This is a genomic window from Pseudomonas sp. VEM90 (genome assembly GCF_054611535.1).
The window spans coordinates 138,615-163,464 of record NZ_JBTRAR010000001.1 but is presented as its reverse complement, the minus strand read 5'-3'; the positions used below and the strand labels follow the sequence as shown (position 1 = coordinate 163,464).

The 24,850-nt window shown below is 62.7% G+C and carries 23 protein-coding genes; 15 read left to right on the top strand and 8 right to left on the bottom strand.

Going from position 1 to position 24,850, the window contains the following annotated elements; genetic code table 11:
- Positions 1 to 139: 139 nt before the first annotated feature.
- From pstS to ACYCCG_RS00765, 9 genes are all read left to right on the top strand, one after another.
- Complete coding sequence (pstS, locus tag ACYCCG_RS00805; protein ID WP_014591398.1) at positions 140 to 1,171, top strand: phosphate ABC transporter substrate-binding protein PstS; 1,032 nt, start codon at positions 140 to 142, stop codon at positions 1,169 to 1,171.
- Positions 1,172 to 1,241: 70 nt separating this feature from the next.
- Entirely contained in the window at positions 1,242 to 2,210 is a 969-nt protein-coding gene (gene pstC / locus ACYCCG_RS00800) for a phosphate ABC transporter permease subunit PstC (protein ID WP_004574212.1), read from the top strand.
- Entirely contained in the window at positions 2,207 to 3,100 is an 894-nt protein-coding gene (gene pstA, locus ACYCCG_RS00795; RefSeq protein ID WP_209966642.1) for a phosphate ABC transporter permease PstA, read from the top strand. Before pstC ends, pstA begins: the two co-directional genes overlap by 4 nt.
- A gap of 50 nt (positions 3,101 to 3,150) precedes the next feature.
- Complete coding sequence (gene pstB, locus ACYCCG_RS00790; RefSeq protein ID WP_003254117.1) at positions 3,151 to 3,936, top strand: phosphate ABC transporter ATP-binding protein PstB; 786 nt, start codon at positions 3,151 to 3,153, stop codon at positions 3,934 to 3,936.
- A gap of 94 nt (positions 3,937 to 4,030) precedes the next feature.
- Positions 4,031 to 4,729 carry a hypothetical protein gene (locus ACYCCG_RS00785; RefSeq protein WP_209966640.1) on the top strand — a complete coding sequence of 233 codons (699 nt, stop codon included), beginning with the start codon at positions 4,031 to 4,033 and terminating at the stop codon, positions 4,727 to 4,729.
- Positions 4,729 to 5,328, top strand: a complete 600-nt coding sequence (locus ACYCCG_RS00780) for a hypothetical protein (protein ID WP_209966638.1) — start codon at positions 4,729 to 4,731, stop codon at positions 5,326 to 5,328. The genes ACYCCG_RS00785 and ACYCCG_RS00780 overlap by 1 nt, the downstream gene beginning before the upstream one ends.
- A gap of 345 nt (positions 5,329 to 5,673) precedes the next feature.
- Complete coding sequence (locus tag ACYCCG_RS00775) at positions 5,674 to 6,861, top strand: porin (protein ID WP_209966636.1); 1,188 nt, start codon at positions 5,674 to 5,676, stop codon at positions 6,859 to 6,861.
- A gap of 140 nt (positions 6,862 to 7,001) precedes the next feature.
- Positions 7,002 to 8,165 (top strand): nitric oxide-sensing protein NosP, encoded by a 1,164-nt coding sequence (gene nosP / locus ACYCCG_RS00770; RefSeq protein ID WP_339533808.1) that lies wholly within the window; start codon positions 7,002 to 7,004, stop codon positions 8,163 to 8,165.
- Positions 8,134 to 10,032, top strand: a complete 1,899-nt coding sequence (locus ACYCCG_RS00765; RefSeq protein WP_339533807.1) for a PAS domain-containing hybrid sensor histidine kinase/response regulator — start codon at positions 8,134 to 8,136, stop codon at positions 10,030 to 10,032. Before nosP ends, ACYCCG_RS00765 begins: the two co-directional genes overlap by 32 nt.
- 45 nt (positions 10,033 to 10,077) lie before the next feature.
- On the opposite strand, the gene ACYCCG_RS00760 is transcribed toward ACYCCG_RS00765, so the two are convergent.
- From ACYCCG_RS00760 to ACYCCG_RS00735, 6 genes are all read right to left on the bottom strand, one after another.
- The gene (locus ACYCCG_RS00760; protein WP_209966632.1) at positions 10,078 to 10,743 is read right to left on the bottom strand and encodes a response regulator; all 666 of its coding nucleotides are present in this window, start codon (positions 10,741 to 10,743) and stop codon (positions 10,078 to 10,080) included.
- Between the two features lie 54 nt (positions 10,744 to 10,797).
- Positions 10,798 to 11,358 carry a PQQ-dependent catabolism-associated CXXCW motif protein gene (locus tag ACYCCG_RS00755; protein WP_020193874.1) on the bottom strand — a complete coding sequence of 187 codons (561 nt, stop codon included), beginning with the start codon at positions 11,356 to 11,358 and terminating at the stop codon, positions 10,798 to 10,800.
- A gap of 313 nt (positions 11,359 to 11,671) precedes the next feature.
- Positions 11,672 to 12,463: an ABC transporter permease gene (locus ACYCCG_RS00750; protein ID WP_401097654.1), complete on the bottom strand. Its 792-nt coding sequence runs from the start codon at positions 12,461 to 12,463 to the stop codon at positions 11,672 to 11,674.
- Positions 12,460 to 13,200: an ABC transporter ATP-binding protein gene (locus ACYCCG_RS00745; protein ID WP_459669179.1), complete on the bottom strand. Its 741-nt coding sequence runs from the start codon at positions 13,198 to 13,200 to the stop codon at positions 12,460 to 12,462. The genes ACYCCG_RS00750 and ACYCCG_RS00745 overlap by 4 nt, the downstream gene beginning before the upstream one ends.
- A complete protein-coding gene (locus tag ACYCCG_RS00740) occupies positions 13,197 to 14,186 on the bottom strand; it encodes a YVTN family beta-propeller repeat protein (protein ID WP_459669178.1) in 990 nt (329 codons plus the stop codon). The genes ACYCCG_RS00745 and ACYCCG_RS00740 overlap by 4 nt, the downstream gene beginning before the upstream one ends.
- A 30-nt stretch (positions 14,187 to 14,216) precedes the next feature.
- Positions 14,217 to 15,410, bottom strand: a complete 1,194-nt coding sequence (locus tag ACYCCG_RS00735; RefSeq protein ID WP_459669177.1) for an ABC transporter substrate-binding protein — start codon at positions 15,408 to 15,410, stop codon at positions 14,217 to 14,219.
- Positions 15,411 to 15,560: 150 nt separating this feature from the next.
- Here ACYCCG_RS00735 and ACYCCG_RS00730 point away from each other — a divergent pair, with 150 nt between their 5' ends.
- Both ACYCCG_RS00730 and ACYCCG_RS00725 read left to right on the top strand, forming a co-directional pair.
- A complete protein-coding gene (locus ACYCCG_RS00730) occupies positions 15,561 to 16,835 on the top strand; it encodes a HAMP domain-containing sensor histidine kinase (RefSeq protein WP_209966626.1) in 1,275 nt (424 codons plus the stop codon).
- Positions 16,835 to 17,473 carry a response regulator gene (locus tag ACYCCG_RS00725; RefSeq protein WP_003254098.1) on the top strand — a complete coding sequence of 213 codons (639 nt, stop codon included), beginning with the start codon at positions 16,835 to 16,837 and terminating at the stop codon, positions 17,471 to 17,473. Before ACYCCG_RS00730 ends, ACYCCG_RS00725 begins: the two co-directional genes overlap by 1 nt.
- A gap of 658 nt (positions 17,474 to 18,131) precedes the next feature.
- On the opposite strand, the gene ACYCCG_RS00720 is transcribed toward ACYCCG_RS00725, so the two are convergent.
- A complete protein-coding gene (locus ACYCCG_RS00720; RefSeq protein ID WP_459669176.1) occupies positions 18,132 to 18,791 on the bottom strand; it encodes a pentapeptide repeat-containing protein in 660 nt (219 codons plus the stop codon).
- A gap of 66 nt (positions 18,792 to 18,857) precedes the next feature.
- Entirely contained in the window at positions 18,858 to 20,753 is a 1,896-nt protein-coding gene (gene exaA / locus ACYCCG_RS00715; protein ID WP_209966623.1) for a PQQ-dependent methanol/ethanol family dehydrogenase, read from the bottom strand.
- A 254-nt stretch (positions 20,754 to 21,007) separates the two neighbouring features.
- On the opposite strand from exaA, the gene pedF reads away from it, so the two are divergent.
- From pedF to ACYCCG_RS00695, 4 genes are read left to right on the top strand one after another with little or no spacing between them, the layout of a single operon-like run.
- Complete coding sequence (gene pedF, locus ACYCCG_RS00710) at positions 21,008 to 21,469, top strand: cytochrome c-550 PedF (protein ID WP_176684107.1); 462 nt, start codon at positions 21,008 to 21,010, stop codon at positions 21,467 to 21,469.
- A 5-nt stretch (positions 21,470 to 21,474) separates the two neighbouring features.
- The gene (locus ACYCCG_RS00705; protein ID WP_209966622.1) at positions 21,475 to 22,350 is read left to right on the top strand and encodes a substrate-binding periplasmic protein; all 876 of its coding nucleotides are present in this window, start codon (positions 21,475 to 21,477) and stop codon (positions 22,348 to 22,350) included.
- Positions 22,351 to 22,358: 8 nt separating this feature from the next.
- The gene (locus ACYCCG_RS00700; RefSeq protein WP_459669175.1) at positions 22,359 to 23,120 is read left to right on the top strand and encodes a quinoprotein dehydrogenase-associated SoxYZ-like carrier; all 762 of its coding nucleotides are present in this window, start codon (positions 22,359 to 22,361) and stop codon (positions 23,118 to 23,120) included.
- A 38-nt stretch (positions 23,121 to 23,158) separates the two neighbouring features.
- Complete coding sequence (locus ACYCCG_RS00695; RefSeq protein WP_459669174.1) at positions 23,159 to 24,097, top strand: quinoprotein relay system zinc metallohydrolase 1; 939 nt, start codon at positions 23,159 to 23,161, stop codon at positions 24,095 to 24,097.
- The last annotated feature ends 753 nt before the right edge of the window (positions 24,098 to 24,850 follow it).

Genomic DNA, 24,850 nt, shown 5'->3' with positions numbered 1-24,850 from the left:
CTGGAACCGTTTCAGGGTTCCGGCTCAGCGGCTGATGGCACAGGCAAAAAGCTCTACCGCGCGGCTTGCCATTCAACAGTCACAAAGTTGTAACACAGCTGATGCAAAGTGTGCTGGCCATCACACGGAGCACTTTTTGATGAAACGCCTGATGAAGTCTGCTGCACTCGCCGTTGCGGTTTCCCTTTGCGCCACCTCGGCAGCCTTTGCTGCAGAAAACGTCCGCTTGACCGGTTCGGGCGCCAGCTTCCCTGCACCGATCTACCTGACCTGGTTCAAGGACTTCAGCAAGAACACGGCTGGCGTCACCGTCGATTACCAGTCCAAGGGCAGCGGTGCGGGCGTTCAGGACTTCCTGAACAAGACTGTCGACTTCGCCGCCAGTGACTCGGCCATGAGCGAAGCAGACATTGCCAAGGTTGGCGAAGGCGTGCAGTTGCTGCCAATGACCGCCGGTGAAATCGTCCTGGCTTACAACCTGCCGGGTAACCCTAAAGGGCTGAAGCTGCCGCGCGACGTCTACTCCAATATCTTCCTCGGCAAGATCACCCAGTGGAACGACCCGCAAATCGCGGCGGCCAACCCTGACCTGAAGCTGCCTGCCACCCCGATCACCGTGGTCGTGCGTGCCGACTCCAGCGGCACCACTGCCGTCTTCACCAAGCACCTGTCGGCCATCAACGCTGACTTCAAGCAAGGGCTGGGCGAAGGCAACACCGTCAACTGGCCGGCCACCGACAAGTTCATCAAGTCGCCGAAGAACGACGGCGTAACCGCCACCGTCCGCCAGACCCCGGGCGCTATCGGCTACATCGAGTACGGCTTCGCCAAGCTGGCCAAGGTCGACTTCGCCATGTTGCAGAACAAGGCTGGCCAATACGTCGTGCCGAATGCCGAGAGCGGTGCCGAAGCACTGGCTGCGGTGAAAATGCCGGAAAACCTGGTGGCCTGGCTGCCTGACCCGGACGGTGCCAAGTCCTACCCGATCACTTCCTATACCTGGATGATTTTCCGCAAGGACAACGGCAACCCGGAAAAGGCCAAGGCCATGCGTGAAATGGTCGAGTACAGCCTGACCAAAGGCCAGACCATCGCCGACTCGATGGGTTACATCCCGCTGCCGCCGTCGGTAGTCGACCAGGTGCGTAAAGCGTCCGCCAACATCCAGTAATACCCAGGCGCTCCCGGTATTGGCATGAAGCCGTGCCGGGGGTGTTTGTCTCTTGTCCCGGAACTCGCCAATGAACACACCTTTTGCCATACCGGATAACCCCGACTCCGCGTGCCAGCCACCGTCTGCGAAAGACTTTCTGGTCGATCGCACCTTCCGTGCGCTTGCGCGCATTGGCGTGGTGCTGGTGCTGGCGCTGGTCTTCGCGCTGGTCTACGAAGTGGGCCGCAAGGCACTGCCCGGCATTGAAAAGCACGGTTTTGACGTGTTGTTCGGTAGTGTCTGGGACGTTAACCAAGGCAAGTACGGTATTCTGCCAGCGATCTGGGGCACGCTGTACAGCGCTTTGATCGCCCTGTTGATCGCCGGTTTCTTCGGCGTCAGCATGGCCATTTTCCTTACCCAGGATTTCCTTCCGGCCAAGCTTGCCGCGGTGTTTCGCACCATCGTCGAGCTGCTCGCCGCCATCCCCAGCGTGGTGTACGGCCTGTGGGGCATCTATGTGGTCATCCCGGCGATTCGCCCGCTGACCGCCTGGCTGAACAGCGAGCTGGGCTGGATCCCGTTTTTCGGCACCTCCCTCAGTGGCCCAGGCCTGCTGCCTGCGGCGCTGGTACTGGCGATCATGATCCTGCCGACCATCGCGGCGGTTTCCCAGGATGCGCTGACCAGCGTACCGATGAAAACCAAGCAGGCTGCCTACGGCATGGGTACCACCCACTGGGAAGCCATCCTCAAGGTGATGGTGCCCTCGGCGGCTACCGGCATCTTCGGTTCGCTGGTGCTGGGCCTTGGCCGTGCACTCGGTGAAACCATGGCGCTGGCCATGCTGGTCGGCAATGCCAACACCATTTCCCTGTCCTTGTTCGCACCGGCCAACACCCTGGCGGCGCTGCTGGCGCTGAACTTCCCGGAAGCCGGCCCGAACGAGGTCGAAGTGCTGATGTACGCGGCACTGGTGCTGATGTTCATCACCCTGCTGGTGAACGTCCTCGGCTCGATGATCATGCTCTACGCCCAGCGTGGTAACAAACAATGACTGACCTGACGACCCCTGTAGCCGCGTTGCCCAGCCTGCAGCGCAAGCTGGAAGGCCGCGCCCTGCGCAGCCTGGTATTGACCACCCTGGCATGGTTCGCGGCACTGGTGGCCAGCGTGCCGCTGATTTCCGTGCTGTACATGCTGATCACTCGCGGCGGGGCACGCCTTAATCTGGAAGTGTTCACCGAGCTGCCACCGACCGGCTTCGAGATGGGCGGTGGTTTCGGTAACGCCATGGCCGGTACCTTCGTCATGGTCGGCATTGCCGCCGCCATCGCTGTGCCGGTCGGTATCCTGGCAGCGGTGTTCCTGGCCGAGCTCGGCCCCGACAGCAAGCTGGCCAACGCTGCTCGCTTTGCCGCCAAGATGCTCACTGGCCTGCCATCGATCCTGGCCGGGGTGTTTGCCTACGCCATGGTGGTGATGACCACCGGCACCTACTCGGCACCGGCTGGCGGCGTGGCCCTGGCGGTACTGATGCTGCCGATCGTGGTGCTCACCGCCGAAGAGTCGATGAAGATGGTGCCCAAGATCATGAAGGACGCCGCCTACGGCATGGGCTGCACCCGCGCCCAGGTGATCTGGAAGATCGTTTTGCCGACCGGCCTGCCGGCCATCCTCACCGGCGTCATGCTGGCCGTGGCCCGCGCCGCTGGCGAAACCGCGCCACTGCTGTTCACCGCGTTGTTCAGCAACTACTGGATCTACCACGACGGTGACCTGGCGGTGATGAACCCCACAGCCTCGCTTGCGGTACTGATCTACAACTTCTCCGGCATGCCGTTCGACAACCAGCTGGAGCTCGCCTGGGCGGCCTCGCTGGTGCTGGTCATGATCGTGCTGGTCATCAACATTTTGAGCCGAGTCTTCGGCAAGCCCAAGTATTGAGAAAGGGAGCATCCAACTTGAACGTATCCACTGCGCAAAGAGCCGCTCCCATGGTCAGCGAAGCCCCCATTGTCATGGACTGCAAGCTCGACAAGATTTTCTACGGTAACTTCATGGCCGTGCGTGACAGCCATGTGCCGATCAGGAAAAACGAGATCACCGGTTTCATCGGCCCTTCGGGCTGTGGCAAAAGTACCGTGCTGCGTAGCTTGAACCGTATGAATGACCTGGTGAAGGGCTTCCGCTTCGAAGGCCATGTGCACTTTCTTGGGCAGGATGTCTACGGCAAGGGCGTCGACCCTGTTGTGGTGCGCCGCTATATCGGCATGGTGTTCCAGCAGCCCAACCCGTTCTCGATGAGCATCTTCGACAATGTGGCCTTTGGCCTGCGCCTGAACCGCTACAAAGGCGACTTGGGCGATCGCGTGAAACACGCCTTGCAAGGCGCCGCGCTGTGGGACGAAGTGAAGGACAAGCTCAAGGTCAGCGGGCTGTCACTGTCCGGTGGCCAGCAGCAGCGCCTGTGCATCGCCCGTGCCATCGCCACCGAGCCGGAAGTGCTGTTGCTGGACGAGCCCTGCTCGGCACTCGACCCAATCGCCACCCGCCGCGTGGAAGAGCTGATGGTCGAGCTGAAAAAGGACTACACCATCGCCCTGGTGACCCATAACATGCAGCAAGCGATTCGTGTGGCCGACACCACCGCGTTCTTCTCGGTCGACATTTCCCAGGGCACCCGCACCGGCTACCTGGTCGAGATGGGCCCGACCGCGCAGATTTTCCAGAACCCGCGCGAGCAGCTGACCAGCGACTACATCAGCGGCAAGTTCAGCTGAGCCCTGCAAGCCCAAGGTGGGCGGGTGTTGCAGCCAGGAAGGTTGCAACGCCCGGCCGCGTTACCTTCCGTTAAAGTGTTACCCGGGATTACCAATGCGAGCGACGCGTCGTCTTGATCTGTCAGCGGTAGAGCGCGCACTGCGCGAGGTGCAGGGCCGCTTTACCGAACTCAGCCAGCATTTCACCGAACCGCGGGACCCGTTTACCGACGAGGTACTGCTGAATGTGCTTGAAGGCTATGCGCTGATTGACGACTATGTCGCCCGCGGTATCGACCTGTTCGACCTGCAACAGCTGAACCTTATGCTGGAAATCAATGCCACCGTGCTATGCGGCAGCGATCCGGCCCGCCGCCTGGAATTCGCCCCACACCTTGCGGCAACCGAAGCGCACTTTTTCAACAACGTGGAAGGTGGCATCAAGGATTTGTACAACTGGTACTGCTCGTACCGCAGCGATTCGATCTGGAAGCGGGCGGCGGGTGTGTATGTACGCATTCTCAGCAAGCCGCAGCTGTTCATCGAAGGCAACAACCGCACGGGTTCGCTCATTGTCAGTTACTTGCTGATGCGTGCCGGGCTGCCGCCATTCGTGCTGTCACTGGACAACGCCGAGGGTTACTTCAACCCGTCCTCGGTCATACGCAACTCCGCCAAACACGGTGTCAAGGCTTTGTACGAACTCCCCAAGATCAAGAAAAAGTACGCTGCTTTCCTGGAAGCGAAGGCGCCTGAGCCCGGCAAGTTCTTCCTGAGCGGCACGCCCGAGCCTGCCTGTGAGGGGAGCCGCTGATGCAACATTCATCACTGTTCGCACGAGGGCGGCAAGCCATCGAACGCAAGCTCAAGCGTGGCCAGGTACGCATTTCGTTCGATATCGACGACACGCTGGCCTGCCTGCCCGAGCACGCTGCCGCCGAAGACAGCAAACTGCCGGGTTTCGTCCATCGCTGGCTGGGTGAGCCCCTGCGCAGCGGCACCCGCGAACTGATCCGCGACCTGCGCCGCCAGGGCTGCAGCATCTGGATCTACACCTCGTCGGGGCGCACCCCGGCTTACATCCGCCGGTGGCTGATGCTTTACGGCATTCATGTCGATGGTGTGGTCAACAGCGATCGGCACCAGCATATCCTGGCCCAGCGCGGGCTGGAAAATTCACCCTCCAAGCTGCCTTCGGCTTTTGATATTGATCTGCACGTAGATGATTCCGAAGGTGTGCGCCTGGAGGGTGTCGACCACGGTTTCCGCGTGGTGGTGGTGTGCCCGAAGGATGAGCACTGGACGCAGAAGGTGAAGGACGCGGTGGTGGATGTGCAGGCACGGCTGGCCTGGCAGCAACCGCACCGCTATGAAATGCCCGCTAGCCAGCGTCCGCAGGCACTGGCTTCCTGAAGCCAGGAGATTCCGCTCAGACAATGTAAAGGGGGCTGCTTTGCAGCCCTTCGCGGGCTCGCCCGCTCCCACAGGGGTCGTGGATATCCTGAAATTGTGGGAGCGGGCGAGCCCGCGAAGGGCCGCAAGGCGGCCCCGGTTCATTCAATCGTAGTGATACCCGCCTGCCACTCCTACCTGAGCCATAAGTCTCGAACCAGGACCCAAGCAGGTACCGGGACCAAATCATCGGGCCACACCCTCCCGCCCCAAAGCACTCGCCACCCCACGCCAAAGCAGCGTTCCTGGCAATTTGCCCACTTCTGATAATCGCCTCCGACATCCCGTCCCCGTTTGGAGCGCGCCATGCACAACAACAATAAGCACCTGCCGCCTCGTGTTCTCGCAGCCGCCATCGCCAGCTTTTCTGCGCTTGGCCTGAGCAGCGTCGCTGAAGCCGAGATCATGCTGTACGACAAGGACCAGACGACGTTTTCCACCGATGGCTATATCAACGCCTTCTACGTAAACAGCAAGGTCGACCGTGAGGGCGAGCAGTTTGACCGCCGCCAGTCGCGGGTGAAGATGGGCTTCTTGCCCAACTACCTGGGCTTCAACATGGGCAAGCAGGTGGATGACCTGAAGCTCGGCGCGCGTGCCTCGTTCTGGGTAACCATCAACGACAGTGAAACCAACGGCACCGACACCGCTATCGACGTGCGCCAGTTTTACGGCACGGTGGCCAACCCCGAGTGGGGCGAGGTGCTGATCGGTAAGGACTTCGGGCTGTTCGCCCGTTCCAACATCCTGCTCGACGAACTGCTGGCCGGCTATGGCCAGGTCAGCGACACCCTGGGGCTGGTGGACGGCGGCGGGGTGTCGTTCGGCAACATTGGCAGCGGTTATCCGTACCCGTTCCCAACCTCGCAGATCACCTACCGCACGCCAGTGATGGACGGCCTGCGGGTGGCGGTGGGCATCATGGACCCGGTGGACACCAACGACAGCAGCCCGACCGGAAAGGCCTACCAGGAAAACCCACGCACCGAGAGCGAGATCACCTACCAGTTCGACCTGGGTGGGGCGCAGATCTACAGCTGGATAAACGGCAGTTACCAGACCTCGGACAATACTGACTCCACGGTAGAAACGGTCACTTCCAAGGGGGTGGGTTACGGGGTGCAGGCAAAGATGGGCGGCTGGTCGCTGACCGGCTCGGGGTTCCAGGCCAAGGGCATCAACCCGTTCTTTACCAACAATGCCGGCGAACCGGTTTTGCGCAATGTCGACAGTGACGGCTACCTGCTGCAGGGCTCGTACAAGTTCGGCAAGAACCGCGTGGCGCTGTCCTATGGCAAGACCAAGGACGATGGCAATGGTGCGGTTGGCAGCGGTGCGGACTACGAGACCCGGGGTGTGGCGCTGTTCCATGACATCAACGACAACCTGAAACTGGTGGCCGAGTACAACCAGTTCTCCATCGACGGGCATGACACCCGTGCGCAGAACGAAGACACCGATACCTTTGCGGTGGGCGCGGTATTGACCTGGTAAGCGCCCGGGGCCGCAAGGCGGCCCCGATTGACGCGGTCTTTTACGCCCATGGAACCGCCCACCCGCTACCCAAGTAGCATTCGTCACCCGCCACCACCTCCTTAAACTGATCGCTCAGCCACCCCGTGCCGGAGACCACGATGCAGCAGGCTCATAACGACGGTGTGGTCAGTGCCATGTCTCAGGCGACCGACGCGCGGCTGGCCGCCCAGGACCTGGCGCGGCAGTTGCTGCACCCGCACCTGGGTTTCGTGCTGTTCTTCTGCTCCGCCGAATACGACTTGCAGGCTTTGGGCGAAGCGTTGGAGCAGGATTTTGGCGGCATACGCCTGGTCGGCTGCACCAGCGCCGGTGAAATCACCCCGCTGGGCTACGGCCGTAATTGCGTGACGGCGGTGGGCTTCGATCACCGGCACTTTTCGATCGCCACCGCGTTGATCGATGAAATGGAGCGCTTCAGCCTGATCGACGCGCAGCAGATGGTCGAGCGGCTGGTTGGCACCTGCCGCAGCAATACCCTGGCGCCAATCAAGGGCCACAGCTTTGCACTCACGCTGCTCGATGGCTTGTCCAGCCGCGAGGAGATGGTGCTTGCCGCACTCAGCGCAGCACTGGGGGATATCCCGCACTTCGGCGGCTCGGCCGGTGACGACAACTACCTGAACCGCACCCATGTGTATTACGGCGGTACATTCCACAACGGCGCAGCCGTGGTGGTGCTGGTCAACACCTGGCTCGACTTCGAAGTGTTCACAACGCATCACATCCTGCCGCGCCAGGAAAAGCTGGTGGTAACCGGTGCCGACAGCGCCCAGCGCCGGGTTTTCGAACTGAATGCCGAGCCGGCGGCCGAGGAATATGCCCGCCACATCGGTGTGCCAGTGGCCGCGCTCGATCACCGGGTGTTCGCCGCCCACCCGCTGGCCGTGCGCATTCATGATCAGTACTACGTGCGGGCGATCCAGCAGATGCATCCTGACCTCAGCTTGAGCTTCTACTGCGCGGTGGAGAACGGCATCGTGCTCACGGCCATGACCCCGGGCCCGCTGTTGCCGAACCTGCACCAGCTGTTCGATGGCCTGCACCAGCGTCTCGGACCATTGCTGCTGACCATCGGTTGTGATTGTTTCCTGCGGCGGCTGGAACTGGAGGCCCGGCACGGCCTGGAGCCGGTCGGCGCGTTTCTGCGCGAGCAACGGGTGATTGGCTTCAACACCTACGGAGAACAGTTCAATGGCATGCACATCAACCAGACCTTCACCGGTGTCGCCATTGCCCGCAACCGGCCTCCTGTCGGTCGCTGAACTGCAGGCCGAGCTGACCCGGCTGCAGCACCAGAACCACAAGCTGCAGCGCATCAATGACGCACTGATCGAGCGCATCGAGTCGGGCGTGACCCGGGGCAACGACCCATACGCCGCGTTCCAGCATTCGGTGGTGCTGGCCGAGCAGGTACGCGAACGCACCGATGCGTTGAACCAGGCCATGGCCGAGCTCAAGGCCGTCAACCGCCTGCTCAGCGAGGCCCGGCAGCGGGCCGAGACGGCCCACCAGCACCAGATTCGCCTGATTACCGACAACGTACCGGCACTGATCGCCTACCTGAACGCCGATCTGGTCTACGAATTCACCAACAAGGTTTACGAAGAATGGTATTGCTGGCCGCATGGCGTGATGCTGGGCCAGAGCCTGCGCGAGGCCCACAGCGAGCAGCACTACCAGCGCCTGGAAGGCTATGTGGTGCGGGCACTGGCGGGGGAGAGCGTGACGTTCGAGTTCGCCGAGACCAATATCAACGGTCAGGAACGCTACATGCTGCGCTCGTACGTGCCGAACCGCCTGGCCAGTGGCGAAGTGGTGGGTATCTTCGTGTTGATCCGCGACATCACCGAGCGCCGCAACACCGCACAGGCCTTACACCAGGCCTATCAGCACCTGGAGCAACGGGTGCGCGAACGCACTGCCGAACTGACCAGCCTCAACGACCAGTTACTGCGTGAAATTGAAGAGCGCAGCCAGGCCGAGTCGCGTCTGCGCGAGGCCAAGCGCGAGGCCGAGCAGGCCAACCTGTCGAAAACCAAGTTCCTTGCTGCGGTCAGCCATGACCTGTTGCAGCCGCTGAACGCGGCGCGGCTGTTCACCAGCGCGTTGCTCGAGCGCGACGAGCCGCAGAACGCTGCCCACCTGGTGCGTAATGTCAGCAATTCGCTGGAGGATGTGGAAAACCTGTTAGGCACGCTGGTGGATATTTCCAAGCTCGATGCTGGCGTGATCAAGGCCGATGTCGCCCCGTTCGCCCTCGGCGAACTGATGGAAAACCTGGCCGCCGAATACGCCCAGGTGGCGCGTAGCGAAGGGTTGGCGCTGCACTTTGTGGGGTGTTCTGCCGTAGTGCGCAGTGACATTCAACTGCTGGCGCGCATCCTGCGCAACCTGCTCAGCAATGCTATTCGCTACACCCGCAGCGGGCGCGTGGTGCTGGGGTGTCGGCGCCAGCGCGGTGGCGTGCGGATTGAAGTGTGGGACAGCGGCATCGGCATTGCCGAAGAACACCTGGAAGAAATGTTCCTGGAGTTCAAGCGGGGTGATGTGCAGCGCCCGGACCAGGACCGTGGGCTGGGCCTGGGCCTGGCGATCGTGGAGAAAATCGCCGGTATCCTCGGCCATCGGATCCGCGTGCGGTCATGGCTGGGCAAAGGCTCGGTGTTCGCAGTCGAGGTGCCGCTGAGCGCCACCGCCCCCAAAGCTCAGCCGAGCCAGGCGATATGCGAGCCGATGCTCGAACGCCTGCGCGGGGCGCGGGTGTGGGTGCTGGATAACGATGCGGCGATTTGCGCGGGCATGCGCACCTTGCTGGAAGGTTGGGGCTGCCGGGTGGTCACTGCGCTGTCGGAGGAAGACCTGGCGCGCCAGGTGGACAACTACCACGCCGAGGCCGACCTGCTGATTGCCGACTACCACCTGGACAATGACTGCAATGGTGTCGACGCCGTAGCGCGGATCAATGCCCGCCGCGCCCAGCCGCTACCGGCGCTGATGATCACTGCCAACTACAGCAACGATCTCAAGCAGCAGATCCGCGAGCTGGGTCACACACTGATGCACAAGCCCGTACGGCCCATGAAGCTCAAGACGGCGATGAGCCATCTGCTGGCCAGTGGCGTGGCATAGCGGTTGGCCGCTTCGCGGGTTGACCCGCGAAGCGGCCGGAACAGGTCAACGGCGCAGATAATCAGCAAAATCGATATCGCCAGCACTGAGGATGGCTTGTACCCGGTTGTGCACATTGAGCTTGCGCAAGATCGCCGAAACGTGGGCCTTGACGGTGGTTTCGGCGATGTCCAGCGTGTAGGCGATCTGCTTGTTCGATTCGCCTTTGGTCATGCGCTCGAGCACCAGCAGTTGCTTGCGGGTCAGGGCCTGGAGCATTTCCGGCGGGAAGCTCGGGGTATCGTTATGGCGCCGGCTGGTACTGCTTTTCTGCGCGCGGATGATGTCTGGCGGCAGGTAGACATTGCCATTGAGGATCTGCTCGATCGCTTCGATCATCTGTGAGCGTGGCGACGACTTGGTGATGAAACCCACGGCACCGTAGGTAATGGCCTGCAGCACGATCTGCTTTTCCTGCTCGGCCGAAACGATGACCACCGGCGTGGTCGGTGCCTCGTTGCGCAAGGTGATCAAGCCATTGAGGCCGTGCATGCCGGGCATGTTCAGGTCGAGCAGGATCAGGTCGAGGTCGTCATGCGCCTGGGTCAGGGCCAGGGCGCTTTCAAGGTCGGCGGTCTCCATGACCTCGCTGCCCTGGAAACCATCGCTGATGACGTTGTGGATGGCTTCGCGAAACAGGGGGTGATCGTCGGCAATCAGAATTTTGTACATGGCCTTTTCACCTTGTTTTTATTGGATGGAGCGGGGCACGCATATGCAGGCATTTCAGGGGAACGGCACCGGTTGTGCCGGCTGCAATGGCAGGTTGGCTTGCTGCCAGGCATCCAGGCCGTCGCGGTACCAATACAGGTTGTTATAGCCCAAGGCTTTCGCGCGTTTTACCGCGTTCCAGCTTAACCAGCAATCGGAGCGGCAATAAAAGACCAGTGGTTGGTCCGGGTGCCCGGCGGTGGCTTTTTGCAGGTTACGCACGAAGTAGTCCTGCCATGCCGGGCTCAGTGCGCCGTCGCCGGTGTTGGCCAGCCACAGGCTGCCGGGGAGGTTGCTGTGCGGTTCGTCTTCGATGAAACGACCTTGCAGCCATTGACGGCGATAGACGTCGATCAGCACCGGCCGGGGCGTCTGGCCCAGCAGGCCTTGCAATGTGGCGGTGTCGACGACCTGGCCGCCTTCGACCTGTTGCGGGGTCGGGCTGCGGTAGTGCGTGGTGCGATAGCCGTCGGCGGAGAACAGCGGCGCCGTGTCAGCCTGGGCGATACCTAGCGTCAGGCTCAGCGAAAGTACCGCCAGCAAGGGGCGTGGCAGCCGGGGCAGGGCACGTGGCATGGAGGTTTTCCCTTTTTGTTATGGACTCATTACATGCCAGTGGCGGTGCTTTGTGAATGCGACGATAGACAGTAAATGCAGTACTAAAGTAGTAGATGGCCGGGCGCCTGAAGGCATGGAGACGCCCTAGGTGTGGGAGCAACTGTCTTGCTCAATTTCTGAAAGCTGGCGCGATCCGTGTGGGAGCGGCCTTGTGTCGCGAAAGGGCCGCAAAGCGGCCCCCGATTTCAGCTGCACCGCACACATGGCCGGGGCCGCTGCGCAGCCCAATCGCGACACAAGGCCGCTCCCACACGCGTTGCACGCCAGGTTTTCAGCGCGGCTTGCGCAGCGCTGCATGCTGGGGGTTGAAGGTGAGTATCGCCAGCAGGCTGAACAATGCGGTCAAGCCCAGGCACACCGCCAGCGCCAGCAGATTCAGCCGCTCATAAAGCGCAAACCGCACCAGCTCTACGGCATGGGTGAACGGGTTCACAGCACACAGCCAGTACAACCACTGACTGGCCTCGCGCATTTTCCACAGCGGGTACAACGCCGAAGACAGGAAGAACAGCGGGAAGATCACGAAGTTCATCACCCCGGCGAAGTTCTCCAGCTGGCGGATGGCGTTCGACAGCAATAGCCCCAGGGCACTGAGCATGAAGGCCACCAGCAGCAACGCTGGCAGCGCCATCAGCAAGCCTGCAGCCGGTGGCTGTACCCCGTATAACCAGGCGATGGCGAGGAAGGCATAGACTTGCAGCAGGGAAATCAACGAAGTTGCCAGCAGTTTGCTGCCCAGCAGGAAGGGGCGTGGCAGCGGGCTGGTCAGCAACACGCGCATGCTGCCCATCTCGCGGTCGTAAACCATCGACAGTGAGCCCTGCATGCCGTTGAACAGCAGAATCATGCAGGCCAGGCCGGGGATGATGTACACCTCGTAGGGTATGTAGGTGTCGTAGGGCTCGATGATGGCAATGCCCAGCGCTGCGCGAAAGCCGGCAGCGAATACCAGCAACCACAGCAGCGGGCGCACCAGCGCGCTGAGCAGGCGTGTACGCTGCAGCACGAAGCGCAGCCATTCGCGCAGCATGATGCCGTTGAAACATTGCCAGTAAGCGTTCATCGGGCGTTGGCTCCTGAGGGGGCGTTGGTCAGGCGGGCAAAGGCGTGATCGAGGTCACCGCCGTGTTCAAGGCTCAGCGCATCGGCGGTGCCACTGGCCACCAGGCGCCCCTGATGCAGAATCAACAGGTCATCGCTGGGCTGCACTTCGTCCAGCAGGTGAGTGGCCCACAGCACACTGAGCTGCTGCTCGCGGCACAGCCGGCGCAGGTGCTGGTTAAGCGCCAGGCGGCTGGCCGGGTCGAGGCCGACGCTGGCTTCGTCCAGCAGCAGCAGGCGCGGTTCGTGCAGCAGCGCGCGGGCAATTTCTACCCGCCGCCGATGGCCGATGTTCAGCTCTCGCACACGATCGCGCCGACGTTCCCCAAGGTCTTGGCGGGCCAGTTCGGCTTCGACCCGCAGGTTGCTCTGGCGCCGCGACAGGCCATGCAAGGCGGCGTGGTAACGCAGGTTCTGTTCAACGCTCAGGTCCAGGTCCAGGGTGCTTTGCTGAAACACCACGCCCAGCTGGCGCAAGGCCGGGCGTGCAGCGTTGCGTAGCGAGCAGCCGCACACGCGGATGTCGCCATGCTGCAGGTCGTACAGGCGCGTGAGCAGGGCGATCAGGGTCGACTTGCCGGCACCATTGGGGCCCAGCAACGCGGCGAAGCGCCCGGGTGCCAGGCTGAAACCGACCTGCCTGAGTGCTTCGCGCTGGCCATAGGCAAAGCTCACGTCACTGACATCGAGGGCGTTCATGGTGTCACCACCACACCCCAGGGGTAACGCCCGACCTTCACCGATTTGAGCACTTTGAGGTGCTTCGCATCGATGACCGAAACGTCACCGCTGACACCGTTGGTGGCCAGCAACTGGCGCTGGTCCGGGGTGAACGCCAGCTGCCAGACACGCCGCCCGACCAGCAGGTAGTCGAGCACATCAAAGGTCTTGGCATCGACTACCGCCACATGGTTGGCCGGGCCCAAGGCGACGAAGGCGTACTTGCCATCGGCGCTGAGCTTGATGCCCACTGGCTGGACTTTGTCCGGGTGCACGCCCTTGATCTGGAAGTTCAGGGTTTTCAGCACCTGGCGCGTGGCCACGTCGAGTATGGTCACCGTGCCGCCGATCTCTGCCGAGGCCCACAGGTGCGAACCGTCTTTGCTGAACTCGACGAAGCGCGGGCGCTGGTCGACCAGCGTGCTGTCGGCCAGGGTCTGGGTGCTGGTGTCGATCCAGTGCAGCATGTTGGTGGTTTCGCTGGTGTTGACCGCCCACTTGCCGTCGGGGCTGACCGCCATGCCTTCGGGTTCGATACCGACATCGATCTGGCCGAGCACCTTGTCGGTGACGGTGTCGATCACGGTCACCAGCGCGTCATCCTCGTTGGACACATACAACCAGCGGTCGTTGGGGTGCAGGGCGAACTGCTCGGGGTCCTTGCCGGAAGGCAGCTCCTTGATGATCTTGCGGGTGGCCACGTCCATCACCTGCACCCGGTCCGAATCGCTGGCGCAGATATACAGCAGCTTGCTGTCGTGCGACAGCAGCAAGCCACGCGGGCGCTGGCCCACCGGCAGGGTTTCGGTGACTTCCAGCGTTTGCATGTCGATCAGGCTGAGGCTGTTGTCCTTCTCGTTGGAGACCCAGGCGGTGGCAGCCATGGCGTGGCTGCTGGCCAGCGCCAGGGCGCCCGACAGCAGGCTGGGGTAAATCAGGGCCCGGTGGAACAGGGGGCGGCGCATGGCGAATTCCTTATTGTTGTGGTTGTCGGGTCAGGGGTAGCTGCACGTCACTTCGGGCTTGTCGTAACCCAGGCTGTCCATTTCGTTGAAGGGATGCAGGAAGCCCTCCTGCGGTGAGGTGCTGACCAGGGCGCGGGGCTGAACCAACGGGATCGGCTGGCGCAGTTCGCCGTTCCACGGGCGGTAGCTGAGCTTGCGCCCCTTGAAGCCGTCCAGCGGCAACTGCTCGCTGAGCAGCAGTTGCTGAACCGCGCGAGGTTCGGCCAGGCGCAGCTTGCTGGCCGCACTGGCGACACTGCGTACAGCCATCCAGGCGGCGAAGTCACGGTCATTCATCCAGCGCCCGGCCTGGGCCTCGAAGCGTTTTTGCAACTGCGCCGCCCCGAAGGTTTCCACCGTCTTGTGCCAGCCCGTGGGGGTCAGGCCCTGGGTACCGGCCACCGGGCGCGGATACCACGTCTGGTAGGGCAGGTACTCGCCGAAGTCACCGCGCTCGTCGGCCACCAGCACCACGTCGTATTCGGCAGTCTGGGTGAACAACGGCATCTCGGCCTGGGCGCTGCGGCGCTGGTCGTTGTCGAAGGTCCAGGTTTTTTCCGCAACCAGTTGCACGCCAAAACGCTTCACCGACCGGCGCAGGGCAGCGGCGTACGCCTGGTCGTCCGGGGTCTGGCCGACCACCAGCAGTGCCCGTTGCCATTTGCGCAGTACCAGGAACTGCGCCAAGGCATCGGCCAGCATGGCCCGGCTCGGCAGGCTGTGCAGGACATTGCTCAGGCACTGGCTGCTGCGCAGGCTGTCGTCGGGGCTGCCGGCGTTGAACAACAGGCTGTCGGGCAGGGCGGCAGACAGCGCGCGCAGGCTGGCGGCCGGGGCATTCACCACGAACAGGCGCAGGCCTTGTTCATGCTGGGCCCTTGCGGCTTGCAGCAGGGCCTCGGGGCTGTCGACATTGGCGCTGGTCAGCTGAAACTGCTGCTTCAGGAAGCGCCCGGTGCTGTTGCTGTCGGCAATGGCCAGTTCGGCACCTTGTAGCCCGGCATCGCCGGGTTCGGGGATGACGTTGGACAGCAGCGGGCCAGCGGCGGGGCGATAGCCCAGGTAGCCGATGCGTATGTGCAGCGGGGCTGCGGCCTGGCCCTGAGCGGCGGGCGCCAGGGGGGCAGCCAGCGTTGCGGCCAAGGCCAGCAGGCAGGTCAAGGCAAGGTGGGCAGGCTGGTGCATAACACACTCCACGGCAGATGGCGCCAGCATAGGAAGCCCGCCGGGAGGGGGAAATATGCAGAAAGTAGCGCTCGGCCGGTACCAAGGTAGTAATTCAGTGCGGGGGCCGCAGTTTTACGATGGTCCACAACGGCCTGAGGAGAACCGCTTGTGCGCCTTGTCAACCTGTCGGCCCTGTGGCGAGTCAACCTCTGGGTCACGTTATGCTTCGCCTTGGTGACGCTGGCTTGTGCCGGGGTGCTGTTGCACCAGGCGGTGGCCGACGTCGAGCGTGAGTTGCAGTCAGCCGAAGCGGTGGTGGCGTACCTGGGCGACACCGCTGAACGCGACCCGGCAAACCTGCAGCCCGGTTTGACCAAGAGCCTGCGCCATGTGCGGGTGCACTGGCTGGCAGCGGGTGAGGTGCCAAGGCTGCCGCAGGAGGCTGGTATGGATGCCTGGCTGGGCCGCCAGTTAGTCGGCGAGCGCTACCACAGCAGCCGGCTGCTGGACTTGAGTGATGGCCGCCGCGTGTTGATTGCCGTGGATGCGCGGGATGAAATCGATGAAGTCTGGGACTCCCTGCAACAACTGCTTGGCGTTTGTGGCTTGGCGTTGTTGCTGAGCTTGTTGACCATCCGCTGGGCGGTGCGGCGGGCCATGGGCCTGCTGGATGAGCTGCTGGGCGCCTTGCACCAGGTCTCAGGCGGGCAATTGACGGCACGCCTGCGCGAAGCCGGCCTGCCGGAAGCGCGCCAACTGGCCAAACACTTCAACCGCATGGCCGCAACCCTGGAGCAGGCCCAGGCCGACAATGCCCAGCTGACCCAGGCCCTGCTGGCGGTGCAGGAGCAGGAACGTACCCAGCTGGCGCAGACCCTGCACGATGATCTGGGGCAATACCTGGCAGGTATGCGTGCCCAGCTATGCCTGCTGCGTATGGTGGCCGAACAGCCTGAAGTGGTGACGCAGACGGCCCAGGCCCTTGAACTCAACTGCGAGCGCCTGCAGCAAGGTTTTCGCGCGCTGGTGCACAACTTGTATCCGGTGGCGCTGCACTACATGCCGCTGGCCGAGGCCTTCGGGCTGTTGGTGGGCCAGTGGCAGGCCAGCCAGGGTATCGAATGCCGGCTGCGGGTTGGCGAGCACTTGCCGGCGCTGACTGGGCCGAGCAGAACGCATTTGTACCGCTTGTTGCAGGAGGCGCTGACCAACGTCGCCCGGCATGCCGGTGCCAGCCAGGTGCGGGTACGCCTGCAGCGCAGTACCAAGGGCTTGCGCCTGTTCATTCGCGACAACGGCTGCGGCGCCCACCAGCCGCAGCGCCCAGGGGTAGGCCTGCACTCGATGACCGAGCGCGCCCGCAGCCTTGGGGGCGAGTTACGCATTTTCAGCCGCCCGGGCGGTGGCTGGGCGCTGGCCCTTAACATTCCCGAGGAGGTGTGATGAATATCGTGTTGGTCGATGACCACGCCGTGGTCCGCCAGGGCTACGCCAGCCTGCTGCGGGCGGTGCTGCCATTGGTGCAGGTGCGCGAAGCTGCCAGTGGTGAAGAGGCGCTGGCCAGGGTCCAGGAGCAGGTGCCCAACCTGGTGATCATGGACTTTGGCCTGCCCGGTATCAGTGGCCTGGAAACCACCCGTCGCCTGCGCCAGCGTCTGCCGCAGTTGCGGGTGCTGTTTTTTAGCATGCACGACGAGCTGCCGCTGGTGCGCCAGGCACTGGATGCGGGGGCTTCGGGCTACCTGACCAAGAACTCGGCGCCCGAGGTGCTGATCGAGGCGGTGCAACGGGTGTTGGCCGGACATGCCTACATCGAGCAGCCCCTGGCCACCCAGCTGGCTTGCCTGTCACAGCAAAGTACCAGTGACCCGCGGTTGCAGCGCATGACCCAGCGCGAACTGGAGATATTCACGATGCTGGCCAAGGGTACCCCGGCGCGGGTGATTGCCGAGCAGTTGTGTATCAGTGCCAAGACCGTGTCCAACCACCTGACCTTGCTCAAGAGCAAGTTGCAGGTCAGTTCGCATGCCGAGCTGGTGCATCTGGGGATTGACCTGGGTGTGGTGCGGGTGGCGGGGTGAGGTATTTCATTGCACCTGTTGGGGCTGCGTCGCAGCCCACCGCGCACAACGGAATGAGTCCCCCCCGACATGTGTCTACCACCGATCTGTGTGTAGGAGCGGGTTTACCCGCGAATACGGTAGCGGCGGCAACGGTGAACGGCGGGTGGAGATTGGCCAGCAGGGTCGGCCCTTTCGCGGGTGAACCCGCTCCTACACGACGGCCTGCGCTCAACCACCGATGTGTGTCTACCAACGATCTGTGTGTGTAGGAGCGGGTTTACCCGCGAATACGGTGGTGGCGGCAACGGTGAACGGCGGGTGGAGATTGGCCAGCAGGCCCGGCCCTTTCGCGGGTGAACCCGTTCCTACGACGGCCTGCGCCCAACCACCGATGTGTGTCCACCACCGACCTGGTGTAGGAGCGGGTTTACCCGCGAATACGGTGGCGGTGGCAATGCTGAACGGCGGGTGGGGATTGGCCAGCAGGGCCGGCCTTTTCGCGGGTGAACCCGCTCCTACGACGACCTGTGTTCAACCACCGATGTGTGTCCACCAACGATCTGTGTGTAGGAGCGGGTTTACCCGCGAATACGATGGCGGTGGCAGCGGTGAACGGTTGGTGGGGATTGGCCAGCAGGGCCGGCCCTTTCGCGGGTGAACCCGCTCCTACAGGCCCTCATTTGTCCCAGGTCTCAGGGCACCCCTTGCACCCCTCCATGTTGGCCTCCTGAAAATTCCCGTAATGCTGCCGCGCCCCGCGCAAATCGGCGCGTGCCAGGTTGCTCTGGCCAAACTTGGCCTCCTGCATATTGGCATCGCCCAGGTTGGCCTCTTGCAGGTCGGCCTTGCTCAACCAGGCCATCTCCAGGTCCGCCGCCTGCAAGTTGGCCTGCTGCAGCTTTGCCCCGGACAGCCTGGCGAACTGCAGATAGGCTGCGCGCAGGTCCGCCTTTTCAAATTGTGCGCCCTGGGCGAACAAGCCCCAGCCCTGAATGGCCACCAGCTTGCTGTTGCTCAGGTCGGCCAGGCGCAGATTGCTTTGTTGCAAGCTGGCGCGGGTCAGGTTGGCACCTTGCAGGCGGGCTTTTTCCAGGTTTGCCAGGTCCAGCTGGGCATGGCGCAGGTCGGCATCGCGCAGGTCGGCTCCGGCCAGGTTCATCTTGCGCAGGTCCTGGTTGGCCAGGTTGGCGCCGCGCAGGTTGGCCCCCGGGCACTGGCTGGCTTCGGCAATCACGCAGCCGTTGATGGTCAAGGGAGCATCGTTGCCGGCGTCGTCGGCGTTCACTGCCAGGGCAGGGGATAGCACCAGCAGCAAGGTAAAGGGCAGGTAATTCATGGCGAAAGCCTCCGGTCAGGAGAAGGGCAGAAACGGGGAGGGGCGCAGGCCGCTCCCCGCTGCAGGTCAACGCTGTGCAGTCTTGTTGTCCCAGCTCGGGATCTTGAACACCCAGAACGAGCCACCCTGAGCCACCGGTTTGGTCAGCTCGGCCATGTCGCCACCCCACAGCGGTACCGCACCGCCGTAGCCGACGGTCACGCCGATGTACTGCTCGCCGTCCTGTTCCCAGGTGATGGGCGGCGAGACAATGCCGCTGCCGGTCTGGAACTTCCACAGCTCTTTGCCCGTCTTGGCGTCGAAGGCCTTGAAGAAACCATCGCCCGTGCCGGTGAACACCAGGTTGCCCTTGGTCGCCAGTACACCGGCCCATAACGGCAGGTGTTCCTTGTGTTCCCAGACCAGCTTGCCGGTGGTCGGGTCCATGGCGCGCAACGTGCCGACGTGGTCGTCGTACATGCGCTTGATACGGAAGCCCATGCCCAGATAAGCCGAGCCCTTCTTGTAGTTCACTTCCTCGGTCCAGTACTCCTCTTTCCACTGGTTGCCGGGGATGTAGAACAGCCCGGTGTCCTGGCTGTAGGCCATGGGGTTCCAGTTCTTGCCGCCCAGGAACGGTGGCGAGACTTCCACCGGCTTGCCCTTGGTTTCACCCGGCAGCGGCTTGGCCGGGCGTTGGCCGGGGTTTTCCACCGGGCGGCCGGTCTTCAGGTCGATATGACTGGCCCAGGTGATGTTGTCGACGAAGGGGAAGGCGTTCTGCAGCTTGCCGTTGTTGCGGTCGACTACATAGAAGAAGCCGTTGCGGTCGGCGTGGCCGGTGGCCTTGACCACCTTGCCGTCCTTGCCTTTGTAGTCGAACAGCACCAACTCGTTGTTGCCGGAGAAGTCCCAGGCATCGTTGGGGGTGTGCTGATAGAACCACTTGACTTCGCCGGTACTCGGGTCGACGCCGACCTGGCCGGAGGTGTACAGGCTGTCGAAGTCATGCGGGTTGCCGTCCTTCGACGTGCGCGCCCAGGTATTCCACGGCCCGGGGTTGCCAGCGCCAACAATGATGGTGTTCGTTTCGGGGTCGAAGCTGGCGCTTTGCCAAGGGGCACCGCCGCCGTGGCTCCAGGCTTCGACCTTGCCGGTTTCGGTGGTAGGGTCGTCTGGCCAGGACGGCGCCTTGACGTCACCGGTCGGGGTGCTGTCCTTACCGTTCAGGCGGCCCATGTGGCCTTCGACGAAGGGCCGCATCCACACTTCTTCGCCGGTGTCCGGGTCGCGTGCGAACAGCTGGCCGACCACGCCGAATTCATCGCCGGAGCTGCCGTGGATCAGCAGCACCTTGCCGCTGGTCTTGTCCTTGATCAGCACTGGCGCACCGGTCATGGTGTAGCCGGCGCTGTGGTCGCCGAACTTCTTGTTCCACACCACTTTGCCGGTGCGCTTGTCGAGGGCGATGACCCGCGCGTCGAGGGTGCCGAAGTAGATCTTGTCGCCGTAGATCGCCGCCCCGCGGTTAACCACGTCGCAGCAGGGACGAATGTTGTCGGGCAGGCGGTGGCTGTAGGTCCACAGGCGTTTGCCGGTCTTGGCATCGAGGGCGAATACCCGCGAGTACGAGCCGGTGACGTAGACCACGCCATCGCTGACGATGGCCTGGGATTCCTGGCCGCGCTGCTTCTCGTCGCCGAAGGAGTAGGACCAGGCCGGGGTCAGCTTGAACACGTTCTTGTCATTGACCTGGGCCAGCGGGCTCCAGCGCTGGGCATTGGTGCCCATGCCGTACTGCAGCACGTCCCGGGTGGTCAGGTGGTCATTGGCGATGTCTTCCCAGGTGACGTTCTTGCCGGCAGGTGCAGCGGGTGTGCTGGCCGCTGTTGCCACATTGCCCAGGGCCAGGCTACCGGCCATCAGCAGGACGCGCACGCTCAGGGCCAGCGGGGAAAGGGCGGGTAGCGATCTTATTGTCATGGTTGCAGTTCCCAGTGGAGGTTTTGGCCTGCACAGGGTGGGGCGCAGCGGCTATCGCGGGATACGGAAAAAGTCCCGCCCTTGCCGGGAAAAGTTCCCGCACGACACCTCAATTGGCCCTTCGCCACAAGCCCTACTACCAAGGGATTAAGGCCCGGACACCAAAGCAGCATTCGGTCGCCCGCGGGGTGTTTCTAAGATGGCGGCACGGCCTCTGTGGTTGAGGCTTTGTGTGCAATGGTGAGGGCATAACAATGACAACAAAATGCAATGTGTTGCTTGCTGCTGGAGTGCTGGCCGCAGCCGTGCTGACCGGTACAGCCTGGGCCCATGGCAACGTGGTGCCCCAGGCAGTGGAGACCAAGGGCCTGACCCCGATCAAGGACGCTGGTGTGACCCTGGACGACGACGGCTGGGCGGCGGTCAACCCTTACCGCAGCTCACCCGAGCACGACAAGGCGGTGGAAATCGGCGCCTCGGCCTACAACCAGAACTGCGCCGCCTGCCATGGCCTGGAGGCCAAGTCTGGTGGTATCGCCCCTGACTTGCGCATGCTCGATGCAGGTGATGCTGGCGATGAATGGTTCGTCGAGCGGGTACGCCACGGCGCGGTTCGCGACGGCCGCGTGTACATGCCGAAGATGGCCGATTACCTCAGTCAGGAAGCCCTGTGGGCGGTGCGCACCTACCTGGACAGCGTGCACGTCGAGGAGTGACGGCCATGCGTCTGTGGGCGGTGCTGTTGAGTGGCCTGCTGCTGTGTTGCGCGGCGGCCCAGGCGCAGGTGCGCAACTACGACGCGATCATCGCTGCCGGAGAGCTCAAGGTGGCGGTGTACAAGGATTTCGCCCCCTACAGTTTCCAGGACCACGGCCAGCCGCGTGGTGTCGATGTGGAACTGGCGCAGGCCCTGGCCACGGCCTTGGGGGTACGTCTGCAACTGATCTGGGCGCCACCCGGAGAAAAGCTCGACGATGACCTGCGCGACTACATCTGGCGCGGCAGCCCGCTGCGTCATCAGCAATTGGCCGACCTGATGATGCGGGTGCCTTACGATCGCGCCTACGCGCAGCGGCGCAACGAGCTGGGTGAGCTGGAAAACGCCCAGGTGGTGATGTTCGGCCCCTATCAGGAGGAGCGTTGGCAGGTGGCCTACGATCGCCGTCGCTTGCCGTCGGTGGCCAGTGTCGCGGTATTCCAGCAGCATCCTGTCGGGGTCGAGGTGGACAGCGTGCCGTCGTTTTACCTGACGTCGGTGTTCAACGGCATGCTTAGCGCCAGGACCCACCATTACCCCAGCGTGCAACAGGCATTTGCTGCGATGCAGTCCGGCCAGGTGGACGCAGTGATGGCGATGCGCGGCGAGGTTGACTGGCAGCTGCACCAGGCCGCCGATGCGCAACTGGCCTTGGCAGAAAACGCCTACCCGAACCTCGGTAAACAGGCTTGGGAAATCGGCATGGCCGTGCATGAGAGCAACCGGCAGCTGGCCTATGCCGTGGAGGAGGCCATGGAGGCGATGATTCGCGATGGCCGGCTCAAGGCGATGTATGCCGCATACGGCCTGCGTTACGAGGTCCCGGAGATGTATCAATAGGAGTGGCCATGAACTGGCGAGCAACTTTCCTGCTGGCCTGCTGGATGCCCTGGGCCGCCCAGGCTGCGACACAAGGCACCCACACAGACCCGGTGCCTTCCGTGATGTGGGACTTCTACCATAAGCAGTTGCTGGGCCAGGCAGCGTTCGTTTTCGATGACCGTGTGAAGCTTCTGGCGCCGCCCTTTGCCGAGGATGCACGGCAGGTGCCGCTGGAGATCGACGCCCGGGCGTTCACGGGCGAGGTGGTGCGGATAATCGCCTGGGCAGAGCTGAACCCTCTGCCGCGCATCGTCGACTTTCAGCCCGGCGAGCGCGTGTTGCCCTGGTTGTCGATCCGCATCCGCATCGAACAGGCCACACCGTTGCGCGCCGCCGTACTGACACGCGATGGCCTGTGGCACGTCGGTTCGACCCTGATCGATGCTGCCGGCGGCGGTTGTACCGCACCCAGCGTGGTGCGCACCCAGCCCGGCTGGGAGGAGCACCTTGGTGAGGTGCTGGGCGGGCGCTACCCGCGTGATGACAGCAGCCGCCTGCGCCTGCAGGTGGCCCACCCGATGGATAACGGCCTGGTCAGCGGCATTCCTGAATTCTTTCTCAACCATGCCGAGTTGCAAGGTGCAGATGGCCAGCGCCTGGCCAGCCTGGAGCTGTACCCGGCGGTCAGCGAAAACCCCAACCTTGGTTTTGACATTCAAGGCCCTGGGCCAACCCGGCTGCTGTTACGGGACAACAGCGGCAACCAGTTCGAGGCGGCGCTGCCCTGAGCGCGTTGTCTGATTCCCCCCTGACCCGAGGCACTGTCATGCGTTGGATCCTGCTGTTGCTGCTGTGCCTGGGGCTGCCAGCCCAGGCTGATCTGGCGTACCGGCTCACACCCCGGCAGATCGCCGAGGGCACCTGGTTGCTGGAAGGCAGCACCGACAATTTCGCCAAGGCCAATGGCGGCAATGTGGTCAACACCGCGTTCATCGTCACCGACAGCGGTGTGGTGGTGATCGACAGCGGGCCGTCGAAGGGCTATGGCGAGGCGTTGCGCAAGGCAATTGCCACCCTCACCGACAAGCCGGTAGTGGAAGTGTTGCTGACCCATCATCATCCTGACCATGTACTGGGCAACCAGGCCTTTGCCGATGTGCCGATCGGTGCCCTGGCCGGCACCCGCGACCTGCTGCGCGAGCAGGGCGATGCCATGGCCGAGAACATGTATCGCCTGGTCGGCGACTGGATGCGCGGTACCGAGGTGGTACTGCCGACCCGGGTGTTGCAGCCGGGTGTGCATGAGGTGGGTGGGCACCGCCTGAGGTTGCTGGGGCTGGGCGGGCACACGGGGGCCGACCTGGCGATTTTCGATGAAAAGACCGGCGTACTTTTCGCCGGTGACCTGGTGTTCTACCAACGGGCCCTGACCACGCCTAACAGCCCAGGGCTGGACGTGTGGCTCAAGGACCTGGATACCCTGCAGGCACTGCCCTGGAAGCAGTTGGTACCCGGGCATGGCCCGGTGGCCAGTGATGCGCAGCCGTTCGTGCAGATGCGTGACTACCTGGGCTGGCTCGATGGCCTGATGCGCGATGGCGCGGCGCGCGGTGACGACATGGCCGAGATGATCCGCAGCCCCATTCCCGAACGGTTTGCCGGGATCAGCCTGACGCGTTATGAGCTGATCCGCAGTGTCAGCCACCTGTACCCCCGGTATGAGCGCAAGCAACTCCGGCGCATCGATACCAGGCCCCCAATCTGATGGCGGAACGCGCTGCTCTATGGAGTACGCCCGTCACCGAGGCGGCGCGCTGTCGTGCAGCAGCCATGATCCACGTGGCTTGAGAGCCGAGTCGGGTCGGTGGAATGCTGCTCACGGAACACTGTCGAGTAGCATATTGTCCACTACAGGTTGGAGAGGTGCGGAGAAGTTCGCGACTCCCAGTGGCCTGGTAAAGGTGTCGTTCGGGCGGGCGTTTATGCCACGTTTAAACGCTGCTCGTTGCAAACGGGTGGGGTAACTTTCTTGGAACTTCCAAATATCTGTCAGATACTTCTGATAACAAAATATTTCAAATTGCTGGTGCGCGAACAATGTCACTGAATAGTGACAAAAATGACCTGGCTTTATTTAGAATCGCCTTGACGTGATAACTTTTGTGGTGGAGGATTTTGCTTGTCGATATGTTTGGTTTTTGTTGGTGGTGTGGGTGTCAAGCAAATATAAGTGGTGTTTTTATGTTTTTCCGTTGTCATACCTCTGTGACTATTTGTAATGGTTGTCTCTGTTCCTCTCTGTCTGTCTGAAGTCTTGAGTGCATAAATATTCTGAACCTGTTTGCAGGCTATGCACACCTTTTGAAAGAAATCATCAGGGTGAGTGGTGCCGCTTTCTCAAATCGGTAAGACAGAGTATGTCAGCTGCTATTGATTTTTAGGTGACCCGCACGGCCAACTTACTGAAATCGACGACCTTCGAGTTTCTGCCTGCAGCTGTAAGGTACTTATATTTTTG

Excerpts from the sequence above, each read along its gene's own strand:
- pstS (WP_014591398.1), top strand. The coding sequence starts at position 140 with ATGAAACGCCTGATGAAGTCTGCTGCACTCGCCGTTGCGGTTTCCCTT.
- pstC (WP_004574212.1), top strand. The coding sequence starts at position 1,242 with ATGAACACACCTTTTGCCATACCGGATAACCCCGACTCCGCGTGCCAG.
- ACYCCG_RS00700 (WP_459669175.1), top strand. The coding sequence starts at position 22,359 with ATGAACTGGCGAGCAACTTTCCTGCTGGCCTGCTGGATGCCCTGGGCC.
- ACYCCG_RS00750 (WP_401097654.1), bottom strand. The coding sequence starts at position 12,463 with ATGAACGCTTACTGGCAATGTTTCAACGGCATCATGCTGCGCGAATGG.
- ACYCCG_RS00760 (WP_209966632.1), bottom strand. The coding sequence starts at position 10,743 with ATGTACAAAATTCTGATTGCCGACGATCACCCCCTGTTTCGCGAAGCC.
- ACYCCG_RS00745 (WP_459669179.1), bottom strand. The coding sequence starts at position 13,200 with ATGAACGCCCTCGATGTCAGTGACGTGAGCTTTGCCTATGGCCAGCGC.
- pstB (WP_003254117.1), top strand. The coding sequence starts at position 3,151 with ATGGTCAGCGAAGCCCCCATTGTCATGGACTGCAAGCTCGACAAGATT.
- exaA (WP_209966623.1), bottom strand. The coding sequence starts at position 20,753 with ATGACAATAAGATCGCTACCCGCCCTTTCCCCGCTGGCCCTGAGCGTG.
- ACYCCG_RS00720 (WP_459669176.1), bottom strand. The coding sequence starts at position 18,791 with ATGAATTACCTGCCCTTTACCTTGCTGCTGGTGCTATCCCCTGCCCTG.
- ACYCCG_RS00725 (WP_003254098.1), top strand. The coding sequence starts at position 16,835 with ATGAATATCGTGTTGGTCGATGACCACGCCGTGGTCCGCCAGGGCTAC.
- ACYCCG_RS00785 (WP_209966640.1), top strand. The coding sequence starts at position 4,031 with ATGCGAGCGACGCGTCGTCTTGATCTGTCAGCGGTAGAGCGCGCACTG.
- ACYCCG_RS00705 (WP_209966622.1), top strand. The coding sequence starts at position 21,475 with ATGCGTCTGTGGGCGGTGCTGTTGAGTGGCCTGCTGCTGTGTTGCGCG.
- nosP (WP_339533808.1), top strand. The coding sequence starts at position 7,002 with ATGCAGCAGGCTCATAACGACGGTGTGGTCAGTGCCATGTCTCAGGCG.
- ACYCCG_RS00780 (WP_209966638.1), top strand. The coding sequence starts at position 4,729 with ATGCAACATTCATCACTGTTCGCACGAGGGCGGCAAGCCATCGAACGC.
- ACYCCG_RS00755 (WP_020193874.1), bottom strand. The coding sequence starts at position 11,358 with ATGCCACGTGCCCTGCCCCGGCTGCCACGCCCCTTGCTGGCGGTACTT.
- ACYCCG_RS00740 (WP_459669178.1), bottom strand. The coding sequence starts at position 14,186 with ATGCGCCGCCCCCTGTTCCACCGGGCCCTGATTTACCCCAGCCTGCTG.
- ACYCCG_RS00775 (WP_209966636.1), top strand. The coding sequence starts at position 5,674 with ATGCACAACAACAATAAGCACCTGCCGCCTCGTGTTCTCGCAGCCGCC.
- pedF (WP_176684107.1), top strand. The coding sequence starts at position 21,008 with ATGACAACAAAATGCAATGTGTTGCTTGCTGCTGGAGTGCTGGCCGCA.
- ACYCCG_RS00695 (WP_459669174.1), top strand. The coding sequence starts at position 23,159 with ATGCGTTGGATCCTGCTGTTGCTGCTGTGCCTGGGGCTGCCAGCCCAG.
- ACYCCG_RS00735 (WP_459669177.1), bottom strand. The coding sequence starts at position 15,410 with ATGCACCAGCCTGCCCACCTTGCCTTGACCTGCCTGCTGGCCTTGGCC.
- pstA (WP_209966642.1), top strand. The coding sequence starts at position 2,207 with ATGACTGACCTGACGACCCCTGTAGCCGCGTTGCCCAGCCTGCAGCGC.